Raw genomic sequence first — 16,773 nt, forward strand, 5'->3', positions numbered from 1 at the left:
ATGGAGTATTCAGAATTTAAAGAGAAGGTGCAACACCTATTGCACCAGCATGAGGTGCTTATCCGGCGGATAAACCCCAAACACCCCAACGGAAACGGAATCTATGACAGGTACGAATATCCGGTGCTAACGGCTGCACATACGCCTGTTACCTGGCGTTATGACCTTGATTTTCACACCAACCCCTATTTAATGGAACGTATGGGAATCAATGCAGTATTTAATCCCGGTGCGATGTTGTGGGAAGATAAGATCCTGCTTATCGCACGTGTTGAGGGAGCCGACAGAAAATCATTCTTTGGCATTGCCGAGAGTAAAAATGGTATTGACGAATTTCAGTTTTGGGATTTGCCCGTTCTGCTTCCGGAAGTCGAAGACCCGGATGTGAATGTCTATGATATGCGTATGACTATCCACGAAGATGGCTGGATATACGGGGTGTTTTGTACCGAAAGAAAAGATCCTCAGGCCCCTCCCGGAGATATGAGTGCAGCCGTTGCCCAATGCGGCATAATCCGCACCCGAAATATGCAGGACTGGGAGCGCCTGCCTGATCTCAAAACCCCCTCGCCACAGCAGCGCAACTGTGTGCTGCACCCGGAGTTTGTGGAGGGAAAATACGCGTTTTACACACGTCCGCAGGACGACTTTATCAACCCCGGCAGCGGCGGCGGCATCGGCTGGGGGTTGCTGGAAGATATCACGCACCCGGTGATTTCTGAAGAAATCATCGTCAATTACAAAGCTTACCATACAATCAAAGAAATGAAAAACGGCCAGGGGCCTGCTCCGATCAAAACGGAACACGGCTGGCTCCATCTGGCACATGGTGTGCGAAATACCGCTGCCGGACTTCGGTACGTCCTTTATACCTTTATGACGGATCTGGAAAAACCCTGGGTCGTTACCTATGAACCCGGAGGTTATTTTATCGCTCCACAGGGAAAAGAGAGGGTAGGGGATGTCTCCAACGTCGTTTTCAGCAACGGATGGGTAAAAAAAGATAATGGAGAAGTCTATATCTACTATGCTTCGGCAGACACGCGCATTCATGTCGCGACGACGACGGTAGATAAACTGGTCGATTATACCATCAACACGCCGCCGGACGGCATGCGCTCTGTTGCCTGTGTGGAAGACCGCACAGCCATGATCCGGAAGAATCTGATTCTCTTACAGGACAAAAAACAATTTGCTAACTAGACTTTCCCACCACTTTCATGGTGCCATTCATCATGCGCCAATGTCCGGGAAATGTACAGATGAAAGGATAATCACCGGGCGTCGCCGGAGCCTGAAAACGAATTCTTATTGTCTGCTTGGGATCCACCAGCCCGCTGGCATGGAGAACCTCCTTCATTTTGGGGATATACCCCTGTTCCATTCCTTTGGGATCTTGCGCGAGCTTGTCCGCTTCTGCACCCACCTTTTCCATAGAACCAGGCGCAAGAATCAGCAGATTGTGCTGAAGCAGGTCTGTATTTTCGAAGGAAATCTCCACCATCTCACCAGCAACAACGTTAAAGGTTTTCAGGTCATATTTCATCTGGTTGGCGATGGTTTTGATTGCGATCCTTTTTCCTGAAAAATCACCTTCCGGATTGATGAGTGTCTGTGGTCCGGAGTGATTTTGTCGAAAAGTCTCGACCAGCGGCGGCACCGCATGGTCTTTGGCTGCTTCCATAAAACCCTCCTGATGGGTATGTGCTGCGACATAGAGCGCCTGTGAAAGCCATGGATCAGAAAGATTGATCTCGTCAGCAGTTGCTGCATAGAGGGCTCTGCCTGTCTCTTCTGCCGCTGGCATGTCTGCCAGGGCGAGGAAAGCGGCCAGCCGCGTATGAAGGTCGCTGTCAGCGACCAGCCCGGCTGCCATCAATTCATTTCTCGCCCACCAGGTCCTGGGTATGACCTGCGCCGCCGCTTTGCGAACCCCTGCCGCCGGATGGCGGAGCGCGGCAATCACTACTTTATTGGCGGCATCATTGTTTCCACTCAACGCACCCAGCCCGTGAATCGTCCACAAGGCGTGGACTGCCGCGCCATTCAGACCGATTTCATCGACGGACTGGTCGTTGACCAGTTTGTAGAGTTCGCTCAGGACATCCTGATCGCCTCTCTCAACCAGCAGCCGCTGGGCAGTCATTCGCCAGAAAAGATTATCGCTTTTGAGTGTTTTTACCAGTTGCGAAGGTTTGTCTTTCGACAGTGTAACGGGTTTGTACGCAGGCGCATTTTTATACATGATCCGGTAGATTCTCCCATGTTCCCGGTCCCTTAGGGGATTTATATGGGCATTTCCTTTGCCGTTTTCGGCCTGATAACCGCCTCGCTCCGGATTGGGGGTCGGGTTGTGCTGAATGATAAAGTTGTACCAGTCGAGTACCCACACCGCGCCATCAGGGCCGACTTCGGCGTGCACAGGCGCGACCCATTCATCCGAACTTGCAAGCAGGTTCCATCCATCGAGCGTTTTAAAGCCTGCACCGTCTTTCTCCAAAATGCCTTTGGCAAGCAGCCTTCCGGTCGGTTCGCAAACCATGGCGATGCGGTTCCAGTACTCCTGGGGAAAGGCTCTGGCGGTGTAAAGATTGTGACCTGCTGCCGCTGTAAATCCGCCAAAAACGTCCACCTGCCGGATATTTTTTGTAATTGGGTGGAAGGGATAATAAGCGGCAATTTTCTGACTTCCTTTTGCCTGTAGCCCCGGTACTCCCTCAAAATAACGGTTGGGAATGCCCATATACCAGCTGTGTGCATTGTTGGCAGTCGAACCAAACACATCAAATGTCTCCGAAAATCCCAGCCCCCACGTATTATTGCTGGTGGAGGTCAGAAATTCGAAGGAGGTGACGTCTGGTGTGAAATGGTAAAATCCCTGGCGGAATTTGTAGTCTTTTCCTGCAATGGTTCCCTCAAAACCGGAATAACCAACTGTTCCCCAAATCTGATTGTCAAAGCCGTATTTGAGGTTGGACGGGCCTGCGTGAGTATCAAATACACCCCAGCCGGTGATGATTTTTTCTTTTATATCGGCCTTGTCGTCGCCGTCGGTATCTTTCAAAAACAGAAAATCCGGTGCCTGGGAGATAATCGCTCCGCCATTTACCAGCACGATACCTGTGGGAATATTCAACCCTTCGGCAAACACGGTAAATTTATCCGCCTTACCATCTCCGTCGGTATCTTCGCAGATTTTGATACGGTCATCGCCTGATTCATTGTCGCGTACTTCATTGGGATAGTCAACGGTTTCAATCACCCAAAGCCTTCCTCTTTCGTCCCATGTCATCGCGATTGGATTGATTACGTCAGGTTCGCTGGCAAACAATTCAAGGTCAAACTGAGGCGGAACCTGAATAAACTTTTGTGATTCGGGCTGGGTAAAAGGCAGCTGATAAAGCGGCTGGGAGGGTCTTTTTTCGTAGTTGGCGATCGTTGCCCGCTCTTCGTATTGGTGTTCGGGAAAACTAAGTTGTGACCAGAGGTTGGTTACGCGTTCTCCCACTGCCCAAAGAATGCCCTGCTCCATAAGCGCATGAAAACCCGGATTGCTCCAGGTGCGTTCGTCGTGGCCATAGGCAGTATAAAAAACCCGTCCTTTACCGGCATTGCGCACCCATGTCCAGGGTTCGCGGTGATCGCCTTCGACTCTTTCCATAAGTACTGTACGGTCAGGATTGAGTTTGTCGTGGACATAGGTTTCGTCCCACGTTTCAAAAGGCTGGAGGTTTTTTGAGACGGGATGTTCGTGATTGATGATTTCGGCAGTAAAAACGGCCGTATCGTGGGACTTAAACTGTCCGCCTACCAGCGATACATATTCGGCAGAATTGCGGAAGCACCAGGAGGCGCAGTGAACAGGAATAAACCCTTTCCCACCATTGACAAAGTCGAGAAGTGCTTTTTCCTGAGAAGGGGTGATCGAGTCGTGATTGGCGTAAATAACCAGCCCGTCATACCAACTAAGGTTCTCGCCATTGAGATCATCGGGATTGCTGGTGTAAGTAATGTTGATTCCTTTGTTGGAAAATGCATCTATCAGCAAGGGTGCATATTTGGCAGAGGGATGATGTTCGCTGTTGTGTCCGAGAAACAGGATTTCAATTTTTCGGGGTCGGTCATCGGCCCGTTTTCCCGGGGTGTTTTTGCAGGCTGTTAGTGAAAATATGATAGTCAGAATAACTGAAACGCCCAAAAGCACCTTAAAAGAACTAAGGCGTTGGTAGGAAATAGCAGGCAAATGATTCATAGCAAATAGTAGTAGATTATCGATAGCAAGTGAATAAATGTAACATCAATACCATGACAATCCAAAATATGCGGAATCCATTTTTCTTTTAAGATATAGACTCAGATATGGTGTAAGATAGGAGAAGAGTTTGTGTTTTTGTGAAAAAAATAAAAATGCTTCTTGAATAATCAAATACACCTGCAATTACCCATAAACCAAAATTTCATGAAAACAATTTATTTCCTTTTGCCATTATTGGTTTTTCGAATAACTGGCTTTGGGCAAAGTATTGAACCTACAGTCATCGGGGCTGCCGGTTCTTATCTTAGCGGAGCGAATGCCCAGCTCAGTTTTACCGTCGGAGAAATGATGGTAGAGACCTATTTGTCTGCCGACCATATCATTTCGCAGGGGTTTCACCAGCCCTTTGATTATTTTGTTGGTATTGAAGAGGATGATTACCATTTGGGGATTTCCATCTATCCTAATCCCACCCGTGATATACTGATTGTAGAAGCCGGCGATCACACCGAAAATCTGGATTTACAATTATATGATATGCAAGGTAAAATGCTTGCGACCGACAAAATGTTACCAGGGACTTCCCGGTTTGAACTCTCTATGCAAGCGTATTCAGATGGCGTTTATTTGCTGCATGTGATCTCCGGAAATCGCAGCCAAAAGGCGATCTACAAAATCCAAAAAGTCAATTAACCACATGAATTTTTCAGTAAGGCCTATTCTCAACCTAAATAAAACCAACAACATGAAAAAGGTAATTACCTCCTTATTCTTTTTGCTCTGTATTGTCTTTTCATTTGCACAATCACCTGCCCTGCTAAACTATCAGGGTATCGCCCGCGATAATTTGGGGAATCCGTATATTTCCACAACTATTAGCCTTCGGATCAGTATTCGGGAGACTTCTGCAGCTGGCACAGTTGTATATCAGGAAACGCACACTCCCGACACCAATCCCCTGGGGCTTTTTAACGTAAGTGTCGGTGCCGGAACCGTTGTTTCTGGTGATTTTAGCGCTATTACCTGGGAGTCAGCAGCCTTCTTCATGGAGGTAGAACTTGACCCGACAGGAGGTTCTTCTTTCCAGTCTGTAGGCGTGAGCCAGCTCCTTTCCGTGCCCTATGCCTTACATGCCTCCACGGTAAGTAATGCAGATGATGCTGATGCAGACCCTACCAATGAGTTGCAGGATTGGAGCACACTGCCTGGTATTCCTGCCGGATTTGCAGATAATGTGGATGATGTGGACGATGCCGACTCAGACCCCACCAATGAATTGCAGGATTGGACTACGCTGCCAGGTATTCCTGCAGGTTTTGCCGATAATGTGGATGATGTGAATGATGCGGATGCGGATTCTACGAATGAATTGCAGGACTTGATATTAAATGGAGACACCCTCTCCATTACAAACGGAAACTTTGTGCTCCTGCCTACGGCTAGCGGCGGTGGTGGCTGGACCGCAAACGGGAATAATATCTATAACAGCAATACCGGTGGGTTTGTAGGTGTTGGTACTACTAATCCTTTAAACCTGTTCACCGTTGGAGATACCGGCCTTTTCCGCGCAGCCTTCGGGCATTCCGGAAATTTTAATGAGATAGAGTCCGGTCGCCTGGTATTTACGGAAGACATCGCCTTTAATGGCACCTGCGGCTTTGAGTTTCACCATAATGGTGCAGAAAATACACTTTCAGTGGTTTCGGGATGTACCACTTTGGGCGACACATCATTGGTGCTGACCCGAACCGGAGAGATGAGGATCCCCGAGCGGGTAAAAATAGGTGAAAACTCAAACCCATTAGCAGATGTCCATATCAAACAAAGTTCTGACGGAACTTCGCCCTCAGGTGCAGGTATTCGGCTGGAGGAAGGAACTACTACCAATTTGTGGCAGGTGTGGTCTGGAGCGAGCTTATTGCGGTTTGCCTATAATGGGACTCAGGTCGGCTACATTGACAATGCGACCGGTGCTTATACCCAGACTTCAGATTTCAGGTACAAGTCCGAAATAAGCCCTATGGAAGATGTGCTGTCCGGAGTAAGGCAGTTGCGTCCGGTGGAATACTATTACAACCATCATAAAGAAGGATTTAAGGCAAAAGGATTTATTGCACAGGAAGTAGGCGAAGTTTTCCCTGAACTGGTGAGTCATTCACCCGGGTCGGATAAACTGGCGCTGGCTTATAGTAACTTTAGTGTACTTGCCATTAAGGCTATTCAGGAACAACAGGAGATCATTGATTCCCAGCAATCACAGATCGACGAACTGAAGGCCCAGGTTGAAGAATTGATGGAACTGAAAGCACTCGTGGAGGAATTGCTGAAATAGAGATAAAGTGAATTGGAAAATCCGGGTTCAGTGCTGATTGTCAGAGCTGAACCCGGATTTGTATTTTGGGAAAATACAATATATTTTATCCTTCATTTTATCCCTTTCCGCAGCTTTATGAAAGAGCAAAACTCCTTTTCAGTAACGGGCACCGCACAAAACAGCAAAGCCGGTGCTGTGGTTATTTCAGCCAATCAGGAAGTATATTACCTTGAAGGGATCGACCATTGGGATGAGGAGCAAATCGGAAGGGAAATTCAGGTTTCGGGAGAATTGGTTACGGAGAATTTTGGCCAGGAATATCTGAGAAACGAAAAAGGAGAATGGAGCCAGGGAATTGCCGGCGAAAAACACACGATCCTCAGACCCGTCTGGCGCTGAGGATTGAGGCACAATCTTATTCAGTAAATAAGTCTTCCAGTGTCAGTTCGTTGATCGTCTTCACTTGTACCTTTTCAATAAGATAAAGCCAAATCCAGCCTTCAATCCGGCTTTAAGTGGTAAAAAAAGTGAGATAAAGCCAAATCCAACCTTCAATCCGGCTTTAAGTGGTAAAAAAAGTGAGATAAAGCCAAATCCAGCCTTCAATCCGGCTTTAAGTGGTAAAAAAAGTGAGATAAAGCCGAATCCAGCTTTGCGGTCATTTATACACTTTTATCCAAATTTCCCTTAAATTGGATCAGCTATATACTACTGACTCATGAAACCAGAAGAAAAAAAGCCTTCCCTCTCCCTCAGCCGGCGGCAATTTACCCGCACCCTTACAGGAAGTCTGCTCGGCGCAGGACTCCTTTCCTCAGACTCCGCAAATGCTGCGGAAACGCCTCCCCAACCCCGCAAAAATACCCGCCACCATGTCGGGGGGGACTACCACGTCGTCATGTCTGACGACGACCATGACTGGAACGAACGCCAGCGGTTCTGGACCAACTCCCGCAATTTTGAATACCATGCCCGCTGCGGTGTCAGACATTTTACCAATATCATGAGTGGTGTTTGGAACGCCGACGAAATGAAACGCTGGAAAGATGACTGCGACAAATACGGAACAGTCTGGGAAGCCATACGCATGGACTCTGCGTACATTTACCTCAAACCCGGCCCGGAGCGTGACAAAAAACTCGAAGAAATCGCCGCCAACATCCAAAAGGCTTCTAAAGTCGGAGTAAAGGTAATCACCATGCACTGGACACTGATTCCCATCCGGCGAAACGGCCATACACCGGGGCGCGGAGGCTCCAGCTACCATTCCTTCAAACTCGAAGATAACTGGAAAGACCTTCCGGTTGGATCTCATGGTATCGTAAGCTATGACGATTATTGGGAAAGGATTACATATTTCCTCAAGACGCTTATTCCCGTCTGTGAGGAATATGATGTCAGGCTGGCGATTCACCCCTACGACCCTCCGGGTCTTCCCCGTGGTTATCAGGGTGTTGATAACTGGGACGCAGCGCCTGCTTCCGTTTTTGATTCGCTCAAAAAGTACGAATCCATCGTGGACAGCCCCTACAATGGATTTCAGCTTTGTCTGGGTACAATTATGGAGGGGTTGGAAAACCCTAAAACTGAACTGCTTCCTATCGTGAAGTATTTTGCCAAAAAGAAAAAAATCTACCAGATCCACATGCGAAATATCCGCGGCGGCCTCCACGATTTTCAGGAAGTATATATCGATGAAGGCGAAGCTGATTTTATTGAAGTGGTTCGAATTCTTCGCGATGCAGATTATGAATGGTCCATTTGCCCTGACCATGTGCCTACGCATCCTGATGATCCACGCGGTTACCAGGCATTTGCACAGGCTTTCGGCTATATCCAAAGTCTGATTGACGCCGCCAATGCCGAGGTAAAAGGATAATCGCTGCTAAAATTAATCCCATGAGAAGATACTGCTTTCTTCTGTTGATGTTTTTTACGCTCCGCCTGACCGCCCAGCCTGCCGATACGGTCCGGATTTCCCTTAATGCCATTGCCGGTCTTCAATACGACCAGGTGCGGTTTGCGGTCAAACCCGGAGCGATAGTAAAAATTGTCCTCACCAACCGCGACGAAATGAACCACAACCTGGTGTTTACCCGCCCCGAAAAACGCATAGAAGTTGTGGAAGCTGCCATTGCCATGGGCAATCAGGGGCCGTCGCAAAACTATGTTCCGAATTCGTCTGAAGTATTGGCATTTATTCCATTGCTGGAACCGGGAAAAACAGACTCCGTCATCATGAAAGTGCCGGGGAAAACGGGTATTTATCCGTATGTATGTACCTTTCCCGGCCATGGGTTTGCGATGTACGGTGCGATGTATGTAACCTACGGCAATCTTCCCTCTGCTGCTGATGATCCTAATATCCCGCTTGCCCGCCGCAAAGATACGCCTGAGCCCGCCCGCCATGATCATATGGCTCCCTCCGGTCATCCATATCAGCCCTCACCACCTTTTTTCTATCGGGTGTTGATGCCTGATGCCGGTCCGGCAGCGATTGCGGTCAGCCTTCCGCAGGAATTGTCCTATTGCTGGGATGCCGGTACTTGCCGCCTGCGTTATGCCTGGAGTGGTGGTTTTCTGGACATGAATGATTACTGGAACATCAAAGGCGAACTCAGCGCCCGAATCCTCGGGACGATTTTTTACCGCGACAAAACCACTTTTCCTTTGCGAACAGGAACGCCAGATCATATTCCCGTTGTGGAATTTAAAGGATACCAGTTGATTCGCCAGTATCCGGAATTTCATTATTTATTAGACGGAATGGATGTGTACGAACTGATTCAGCCGAAAACCGACGGATCGGGTTTGGTGAGAATATTCCGGATTCCCTCTGCGCAGCAGTCCGTGTGGTTTGTCCATGGTTTGGAAGACGGTGTTGCCTACGAATCTTCAGTCGGGAAATGGAATGGCGAAAAACTACTCCTGTCACCCACAGATGCAAAAAAAATTGTTATTACCATGACCAAAGCTGAGGGGCAAAAACCATGAAAAGTATCGGTTACGCTTTGGCGATTTTCTTACCTTTTCTGCTGGCCAGTTGCACAAAGACGGCAGAAAATCATTTACCCGCCGAATCCTATATCGTCGAAAATATCGTTCTGCCGGAAGGTCTTGAAGGGGAAACCGGGGCACTGGCCTTTCTGCCTGATGGCCGCCTGGTAACCTGTTTTCTGCGCGGAGAGGTCATGATTTACGATCCGAAAACCGAAAAATGGCAGCTATTTGCCTCTGGTCTTCATGAGCCGCTTGGATTATATCTCTTCAGTGAGTCGGAAATGCTCGTGATACAACGCCCCGAACTTACCAGACTGAAAGATACCGACGGCGACGGTCGCGCCGACCTGTTTGAGACAGTAACTGATGATTTTGGCATGACCGGCAACTACCACGAGTGGAATTACGGCCCGGTTAAGGACGCAGAAGGCAATTTGTTTATTTCTCTCAACACCGCTTCCGAATACGGGCATGTGATGAAGGAAGTAAGGGGAAAACTCGATACCACCCTTGTCCCCGGCAATCCCAAACAGAAATTTTCCGCTGTACCTTACCGCGGATGGGTAATGAAATATACCCCTGAAGGCAAACTGATTCCCTATGCCTACGGATTTCGCTCTCCCAGCGGACTGGTAATTGACCCATCAGGTAAGCTGTTTGTTACAGATAATCAGGGCGATTGGGTGGGAACCAGCACCCTGTACCATGTGGAAGAAGGGAAATTTTACGGGCATCCGGCCAGTTTGCTCTGGACAGAAGGCTGGAGCCGTGGTGATCCTTCCAAACTCCCTGTTGCAGAACTGGACAGTATGCGAACCAGAGCCAGCGTATTGTTTCCCCACGGCATTATGAGTTCCTCCCCGACACAACCCGTAGTCGATGACACCGGCGGTAAGTTTGGTCCATTCGGAGGACAGATGTTTATCGGAGAGATGAACCAGGCGCGCATAATGCGCGTGATGCTGGAGGAAGTAGGGGGAGCGTTACAAGGCGCATGTCTGCCGTTTATCGATGAGAGAAATTTGCTGAAAGGCAATAACCGACTCGCATTTGCGCCCGACGGAAGCCTGTGGGTGGGGCATGCCGCCTATCATTTTGCGGGAGACAAAGGCATTCAGCGGATTGTATTTACTGGAAAACAGCCAATGGATATTTACAGTATGAACCTAACGACGAAGGGGTTTTCGCTGACCTTCACCCAGGCTTTGAACGACTCGGTTGCTGAAGACCCGACTAATTACAAAATGAAGCGATATTACTACGATTACCATCTGAAATACGGTTCTGACCAGTACGATGTGCAGGAGGTCAGCGTCGGGCAGGCCACCCTTTCTTCCGAGAGAACGGAGGTGAACCTGACCTTACCGGAGGTAAAGGCCGGATATATATATGAACTCACCCTGAAGAATATCCTTTCGGCAACCGGAGATACATTGACCAATACGCTGATTTGTTATACGGTCAATCATTTGAAGGAATAACTTCTTCTAGGGCAGATTTTTGTGTTTGGTTATTTTCTTCTGCTCTATGCCAAACTCCGCCATCAGGTCAAGACCATAGTTTCTGATCACTTCAACGACTTTTATGGCTTTTTGGCCTCGGTCTGTAATAGAATATTCAACTTTGGGGGGAACAACAGGAAATACTTCCCGGTTGATAAATCCTTCCTCCTCCAATTGCCTAAGCTGAGTGGTAAGCATTTTATGCGTGATATGGGGAATATCTTTTTTTAATTCTCCATACCGCATCACTCTGTCCTTTAATCGCCATAGAATAGGCATTTTCCACGTCCCGCCAATCCTGTCCATGGCAAATTCTACCGGGTTGTAGTATAGTTTGTTATTGTATAAAAATTCGGGCATGGTCTTAATGTATTGATTATGAGGATACTTTCTTAAAAGTGTGTATCGCTCAAATTGGTAAGTATATTGTTGCAGGCAGTATTCCTGTTGAAATTTGCTATACCAAATAAATAAATTATATCATGACCAGAAAATTTTTAACAACCATTCTTCTTCTACTCATAAGTATCACATCTTATGCACAACATAATGCCGGCAACAACGGCAAGGTTTTATTAATCGCCTCCAACCCCGCGGTCAGCGAACAGACCGGATGGCCGATAGGCGTATGGGCAGCAGAAGTCATTCATCCTTACTGGGAGTTTTCTCTTGCCGGTTATACCGTAGAAATCGCCAGTCCTCATGGCGGCGAAGTCAAGATCGATGCGTTTAGCGATCCGGAAGATGCCAGTCAATACGCGGCCTGGGATTACCTCTCGCTGGGATTTTTGAAAGATTCTGCAAAAGCTGCTTTGCTGAAAAATACGCTCAAATTGTCGGAGGTAAATCCCGATGATTACAAGGCCATAATGGTATGCGGCGGGCAAGGCCCCATGTACACGTTTATTGACAATGCCGAGCTTCATAAGTTTTTCGTTGATTTTTATCAGACCGGTAAACCTACCGGGGCTATTTGTCACGGAACCTGTATTCTTCTGAAAGCCAAACTCCCCAATGGTAAATATCTGGTGGAGGGAAAAAAATGGACAGGTTTCGCCAATAGCGAAGAAAATTATGCAGATGCATACGTCGGCCTTCAAATTCAGCCCTTTCGTATTGAAGACCTGGCGCGTAAAATGCCCAATAGCCAGTTTTCAGTCGCTCCTATGTTTGAGTCTTATGCAGTTGCAGATGGAAACCTGATCACCGGGCAGCAGCAAAACTCCGGCTCAGAAGCTGCCAAGCTGATTATCGAAGAATTGGAGAAAGACAAAAAACGCTATCCTACCTATGTCCTCGTTCATGGCGCGTGGAGTGATGAAAGTGCCTGGGGTTTTGTGCGCAACGATCTGGCTAAAAATGCCAATGTCGTGGTGGTGAACCTTCCTGCCCACGGTGCAGATAATACTTATGGGGCCGGTATTGGCTTAAACGACTACGTAAAAACCGTATCCGACGCGATCAACCAACAGTCGGGAAAAGTAATTCTGGTCGGACATTCCATGGCCGGACAGATCATTTCTCAGGTAGCTGAAAATATGCCCGAAAAAATTGACAAGCTTATATATGTAGCTGCTTATCTGCCTAAAAATGGAGAGGATATTACTACGCTTGCCAAAAAAGACAATACCAGCAAAACCGGCCCTGCGCTGGAGTTTAATGCCGACTATTCGCTGGCAACCATCAAAAAGGAAGTGGTTCATGACCACATCTGCGCCGATTGTCCTGACTATATGAAAGATGTGCTGGTCAAATACCACCGCGCAGAACCAGTAAAAGCCTTAAATGACAAAGCCACTTTGTCAAAAGCATTTGCCAGTGTCCCCAAATACTATATTTCGACCACTAAAGATGAAGTGGTGCCTTATACCCTTCAGCAGCAAATGATCAAGGACAACGGAACCATTAAAAAAGTATATGAATTGCCTACTTCACATCTGCCTTTTGTTGTCATGCCGGGAGAATTTTTAAACATTTTGACCAGCATTAAATAGGATGAAAAAAACAATCATTATGATCATTATGCTTTTGTTGAGTCTGGGTAAAATTTTTGCCCAGCTCAATGAAAGTGATACTCTCCGCTTTCAATTGCGGGCAAGCCTTTCCGGCAATTATCAACAGGGAAATGTAGTGTATTTTGCCTTAAGGAGTAAACTCGACCTGACGTTTGCACCTTACAAAAAGTGGGTGCTTAAATCGCAGAATAACAGCCTCTATCAGGCATTTTTTTCTCAGAAGGCAGACAACGATATTTTCAGCCGTAACTTTCTGTACTACAATCCCCGGGGCAGAATATATCCTTTTGCCATTGCTTATGTCTCCTCAAATTTTCGCAGAAAAATCAATAACCGCTATTTTGCCGGCGCAGGTGCTACCTGGCAGGCGGTCAATACAAAAAATCATGTATTGAAGTTTTCTGCAAGTGCCGTGTATGAAGCCACAAAGTTTAATGCAGACACCTACAATTATGATGAATACAACGGTAATAGTAATATAAATCTTTGGCGGGGTACGTTATACCTTGCCGGTCAGCATTATCTTTTTGAAAGGCAGATTCGCCTCTTCTATGATGCCTATTGGCAACCGTCTTTTGACAATGCAGACAACTACCGCACACAGGCGGATGCAGGAATGGATTTTCCCGTTTGGAAGGGCGTTTCAATGAGTATTTTGTATACATTGACTCATGAGCATGTAGTCGCTCAGAACATAAAACAGGAAGATAAAATTTTATCCTTTGGTTTAGCATATAATTTTAAACGAAAATGAATATCACAATCATCGGTTCGGGCAATGTAGGTACAGCTTTGGGTAAAGGATGGCTGAAGGCCGGGCATGCAGTTGTTTTTGGTGTGAGAAATCCTGAATCACCTAAAACGCAAAAAGCGATGACGCTTATCTCCGACGCGAGTATTAAGACGATTGCGGAATCAGTCATTGATGCAGAAGTAATCGTGATTACTACGCCTCCCGAAGCAGTACTGGCACTTATTCCCCAACTGGGAGATATCTCGGGAAAAGTAATCATTGATACCACAAACGCTATCCGTACCAAACCCGAACCTTATCCCACCGCTTTCCATGCGATCAGAGAGCTCGCCAAAACCGACAATATCGTAAAGTGTTTCAACTCAACGGGTTTTGAGAATATGCTAAACCCGGTGTATAATGGCGTCGGGATAGATATGTTTGCCGCCGGTAGCAATACGAATGCAAAACGAGTCGCAGAAAAACTGGCGAAAGATATTGGTTTTGAAACCTGTTATGATTTTGGCGGTGATGATAAAGTAGAGCTGCTCGAAAAACTGGCGCTGAGCTGGATCAATCTCGCCATTATGCAGGGCCATGGCAGAGGGCTGGCATTTAAGCTGGTGAAGAGGTGAGGGAAATTTTAGGGTAATATTGCAGCCGTCTGTAATAATTTATGTCAACCCATCGAATTCTTAAAAAAAGGAGCCACATGAAAATCACCCTCTCAGCCCTGTTCATTTTTCTGATTTTCCTTGCAGGATGTAAGGATGTACCCCCTGTTGCTCCTGTAGAGGAACCTGCTTTTGATATGTCAGTAGTAGGGGATTATCTTCTGTATGATAAAATGGTTGATTTTCCTCAGGGATTTATTTGCAGCGACCCTTATGCCATAGAAATCAGTAAGGTAAATGATACCTCCATTGCTTTTAAGGACCCGACAAATACCTATACACTGGCGTTTAAATCGGAATCGGAAAATACATTTACCTTTAGTTTTCTGGATATTTTTCCAGGCTCTACTTTTGGAAGGCAATATACGCTTATCCATTATCCATGTGCCGACTCTATTTATTTTTCCTCAACGGAGACTTATTCCGGAAAAGGAACAGTTGGTTATGGTAAAAAAGTAAATGGAAAAAGCTGCCCCGTTAGCACTGTTTCAGGTTTTGATCCGCTGCGGTGCGACCAGGGGCAGGGAAATGCATATTGTTATAGCTCCGCCAACACGAAGATTAACCTGAATTTTGGTGCCATCGGGGAAATGCTATATCTCTCCGCAGATTCTTCTACTCAGACTGTAAAGTTCGGTATTCCCTACAAATTGGAGATTACAGTTCCTTCCGATTCTTCTTTGAAAGTTTTGGCGGGTGATTATCGGATCGGGCAACCATCCGCAGGTGAAAAACCTGTAAAGGAAATATTTATCAGCGATAATGCTTTATTCAGCGTGTTTCTCGAAGACTTTCAGTCTGGAAATATGAACATTAGCAAATCCGGGGAGACTTACACAATTTCATTTGATTTTTCCTGCAATGAGAGGTCCCACTGGACCGGATATTACCAGGGTTTAATAAAATAAAAGGCAGGCTTTATTCCCCTTTTATCTTATTTGTCAGCAGATTCAACTGCCCCGAGGATTTTGCTTTTTCCAGTTTTTTCTGCAATAATTCTGCTTTTTGCTGGTTGAGGTTGCCGGTTTCTTTTTGAAGGTCAAGCTCCTGGCTGTTCAGATCATAGGCATTGATCTGGCCTTCCTGAAACCGATCTTGCAGGATCTGAATATTTTCTTCCATCAGGCCGATATTTTCTCCCGACATTTCAATTTGCGTATTCAGATACATGATGTCCTGAGATAACTGAAGGATATTCTGGTTCAGTTGGTTTTTCTGCTCCTCTATCCGATACCTGATTCCTTCAGACTGAGTGGCAAACTGAGAGATACGGTTGGGGGTATTTTCGCTGATGAGAATGGGAATTTTCACCGAAAGGCCAACATAACTATTCCCATACCAGCTATTGCTCTGAAAAGGGGAGAAGCTATCGGAAAATTGATTGGCGCCCAGAAATCCCTGCAAACCTACGGTTGGTATATATTTTTTCTTTTCGTTTTTCATCTGTAACCGAGCCAATCCTCCCTGGTAGTGCAATTGTCTGATCGAAGGAATAGAATCCATCTCCAATTCCGGAGACAGGTCAAACAGACCCGGTGTTTCAAAAGGACCAAAATCAAAAGCAGATTCAAAAACCGTAGTGAGCGGCAGGCCTGTGAGAAAACTAAGGTATATCTGTTCTTTTACCTTTTCAGATTCTGCCTGCCGAAGTTGGGCCAGGGTGTTATGATGATTTAACAGTGCTTTATTTAGTTCTGTTTTCAGCACTTTCCCTTCTTCAAATCGCGCTTTGATAAGTTCCCACGACCTGAAAGTCCTGGCCGTATCGATTACCGCATTCTGCTGCTGAATACTGCGGAGATATACAGCCGAGAATGTTTTCATCACCTCATAGATCAGTTCCTCCGAAGCGATTTGAAGGTCCGCATTTTTGATTCGTTCATTGATTCTGCTTTCTTCGATTCGGCTTTTCACAGAGGCATCAATGATGGGCTGATATACAGATATCCCTGCATTTTGCTGCCAGGCGGTACCAAATTTTATCGCACGGGTTTCGTCAGTGGGGATCGGGGCAAATTCTCCGACTGGAATAATCTGACTGGGAATAATGGGGTTATACCTGTATTCGTAAGAAAGAGAAACTTGCGGCAGATACTTTGCGAGCAGCTCCTGGCTTTGCAAACCGGCAATCGTATTTTCTGTCCTGATTGCCTGTATATCTGCTTTATTATTGAGGGCTGCATCTATACAATCTGTCAGACTGAGCGTTTGGGCAAATGAATTTACCGAAAAAAGAATCGGTAAAATGAATAATAACTTTTTCATTATTCTGGTTTTTGT

14 protein-coding genes are annotated in these 16,773 nt (G+C 46.5%); 11 read left to right on the forward strand and 3 right to left on the reverse strand.

Annotated features, from left to right (window positions below; all coding sequences use genetic code 11):
- Entirely contained in the window at positions 1 to 1,203 is a 1,203-nt protein-coding gene (locus R3D00_09170) for a glycosidase (protein ID MEZ4773341.1), read from the forward strand.
- Here the strand turns inward: R3D00_09170 and R3D00_09175 are convergent.
- A complete protein-coding gene (locus R3D00_09175; protein ID MEZ4773342.1) occupies positions 1,196 to 4,252 on the reverse strand; it encodes a ThuA domain-containing protein in 3,057 nt (1,018 codons plus the stop codon). The two genes, R3D00_09170 and R3D00_09175, sit on opposite strands and share 8 nt — an antisense overlap.
- A gap of 207 nt (positions 4,253 to 4,459) precedes the next feature.
- Between R3D00_09175 and R3D00_09180 the strand changes: the two genes are divergently transcribed.
- From R3D00_09180 to R3D00_09205, 6 genes are all read left to right on the forward strand, one after another.
- Positions 4,460 to 4,948 carry a T9SS type A sorting domain-containing protein gene (locus R3D00_09180; protein ID MEZ4773343.1) on the forward strand — a complete coding sequence of 163 codons (489 nt, stop codon included), beginning with the start codon at positions 4,460 to 4,462 and terminating at the stop codon, positions 4,946 to 4,948.
- 52 nt (positions 4,949 to 5,000) lie between these two features.
- The gene (locus tag R3D00_09185; GenBank protein MEZ4773344.1) at positions 5,001 to 6,587 is read left to right on the forward strand and encodes a tail fiber domain-containing protein; all 1,587 of its coding nucleotides are present in this window, start codon (positions 5,001 to 5,003) and stop codon (positions 6,585 to 6,587) included.
- A gap of 30 nt (positions 6,588 to 6,617) precedes the next feature.
- Positions 6,618 to 6,968, forward strand: coding sequence for a hypothetical protein (locus R3D00_09190; protein ID MEZ4773345.1), 351 nt, complete (start codon positions 6,618 to 6,620; stop codon positions 6,966 to 6,968).
- Between the two features lie 319 nt (positions 6,969 to 7,287).
- Positions 7,288 to 8,448, forward strand: coding sequence for a mannonate dehydratase (locus R3D00_09195; protein MEZ4773346.1), 1,161 nt, complete (start codon positions 7,288 to 7,290; stop codon positions 8,446 to 8,448).
- 20 nt (positions 8,449 to 8,468) lie between these two features.
- Complete coding sequence (locus R3D00_09200) at positions 8,469 to 9,563, forward strand: plastocyanin/azurin family copper-binding protein (GenBank protein ID MEZ4773347.1); 1,095 nt, start codon at positions 8,469 to 8,471, stop codon at positions 9,561 to 9,563.
- The gene (locus tag R3D00_09205; protein MEZ4773348.1) at positions 9,560 to 11,050 is read left to right on the forward strand and encodes a PQQ-dependent sugar dehydrogenase; all 1,491 of its coding nucleotides are present in this window, start codon (positions 9,560 to 9,562) and stop codon (positions 11,048 to 11,050) included. The genes R3D00_09200 and R3D00_09205 overlap by 4 nt, the downstream gene beginning before the upstream one ends.
- Before the next feature lie 6 nt (positions 11,051 to 11,056).
- Here the strand turns inward: R3D00_09205 and R3D00_09210 are convergent, their stop codons facing one another.
- Complete coding sequence (locus R3D00_09210) at positions 11,057 to 11,431, reverse strand: helix-turn-helix domain-containing protein (GenBank protein MEZ4773349.1); 375 nt, start codon at positions 11,429 to 11,431, stop codon at positions 11,057 to 11,059.
- A gap of 122 nt (positions 11,432 to 11,553) precedes the next feature.
- On the opposite strand from R3D00_09210, the gene R3D00_09215 reads away from it, so the two are divergent.
- The 4 genes from R3D00_09215 to R3D00_09230 all read left to right on the forward strand — a co-directional run bounded on the left by R3D00_09215 (position 11,554) and on the right by R3D00_09230 (position 15,401).
- Positions 11,554 to 13,065, forward strand: coding sequence for an alpha/beta fold hydrolase (locus tag R3D00_09215; GenBank protein ID MEZ4773350.1), 1,512 nt, complete (start codon positions 11,554 to 11,556; stop codon positions 13,063 to 13,065).
- A gap of 1 nt (position 13,066) precedes the next feature.
- Entirely contained in the window at positions 13,067 to 13,840 is a 774-nt protein-coding gene (locus R3D00_09220; protein ID MEZ4773351.1) for a DUF481 domain-containing protein, read from the forward strand.
- Positions 13,837 to 14,454, forward strand: coding sequence for an NAD(P)-binding domain-containing protein (locus R3D00_09225; GenBank protein ID MEZ4773352.1), 618 nt, complete (start codon positions 13,837 to 13,839; stop codon positions 14,452 to 14,454). The genes R3D00_09220 and R3D00_09225 overlap by 4 nt, the downstream gene beginning before the upstream one ends.
- A 77-nt stretch (positions 14,455 to 14,531) precedes the next feature.
- Positions 14,532 to 15,401, forward strand: a complete 870-nt coding sequence (locus R3D00_09230) for a hypothetical protein (protein ID MEZ4773353.1) — start codon at positions 14,532 to 14,534, stop codon at positions 15,399 to 15,401.
- A 10-nt stretch (positions 15,402 to 15,411) separates the two neighbouring features.
- Here the strand turns inward: R3D00_09230 and R3D00_09235 are convergent, their stop codons facing one another.
- The gene (locus R3D00_09235; GenBank protein MEZ4773354.1) at positions 15,412 to 16,758 is read right to left on the reverse strand and encodes a TolC family protein; all 1,347 of its coding nucleotides are present in this window, start codon (positions 16,756 to 16,758) and stop codon (positions 15,412 to 15,414) included.
- Positions 16,759 to 16,773: the final 15 nt, after the last annotated feature.

It is taken from the genome of Bacteroidia bacterium, assembly GCA_041391665.1.
GTDB lineage: Bacteria > Bacteroidota > Bacteroidia > J057 > J057 > JAGQVA01.

Excerpts from the sequence above, each read along its gene's own strand:
- R3D00_09180 (MEZ4773343.1), top strand. The coding sequence starts at position 4,460 with ATGAAAACAATTTATTTCCTTTTGCCATTATTGGTTTTTCGAATAACT.
- R3D00_09175 (MEZ4773342.1), bottom strand. The coding sequence starts at position 4,252 with ATGAATCATTTGCCTGCTATTTCCTACCAACGCCTTAGTTCTTTTAAG.
- R3D00_09185 (MEZ4773344.1), top strand. The coding sequence starts at position 5,001 with ATGAAAAAGGTAATTACCTCCTTATTCTTTTTGCTCTGTATTGTCTTT.
- R3D00_09220 (MEZ4773351.1), top strand. The coding sequence starts at position 13,067 with ATGAAAAAAACAATCATTATGATCATTATGCTTTTGTTGAGTCTGGGT.
- R3D00_09200 (MEZ4773347.1), top strand. The coding sequence starts at position 8,469 with ATGAGAAGATACTGCTTTCTTCTGTTGATGTTTTTTACGCTCCGCCTG.
- R3D00_09215 (MEZ4773350.1), top strand. The coding sequence starts at position 11,554 with ATGACCAGAAAATTTTTAACAACCATTCTTCTTCTACTCATAAGTATC.
- R3D00_09170 (MEZ4773341.1), top strand. The coding sequence starts at position 1 with ATGGAGTATTCAGAATTTAAAGAGAAGGTGCAACACCTATTGCACCAG.
- R3D00_09230 (MEZ4773353.1), top strand. The coding sequence starts at position 14,532 with ATGAAAATCACCCTCTCAGCCCTGTTCATTTTTCTGATTTTCCTTGCA.
- R3D00_09205 (MEZ4773348.1), top strand. The coding sequence starts at position 9,560 with ATGAAAAGTATCGGTTACGCTTTGGCGATTTTCTTACCTTTTCTGCTG.
- R3D00_09195 (MEZ4773346.1), top strand. The coding sequence starts at position 7,288 with ATGAAACCAGAAGAAAAAAAGCCTTCCCTCTCCCTCAGCCGGCGGCAA.
- R3D00_09235 (MEZ4773354.1), bottom strand. The coding sequence starts at position 16,758 with ATGAAAAAGTTATTATTCATTTTACCGATTCTTTTTTCGGTAAATTCA.
- R3D00_09210 (MEZ4773349.1), bottom strand. The coding sequence starts at position 11,431 with ATGCCCGAATTTTTATACAATAACAAACTATACTACAACCCGGTAGAA.
- R3D00_09225 (MEZ4773352.1), top strand. The coding sequence starts at position 13,837 with ATGAATATCACAATCATCGGTTCGGGCAATGTAGGTACAGCTTTGGGT.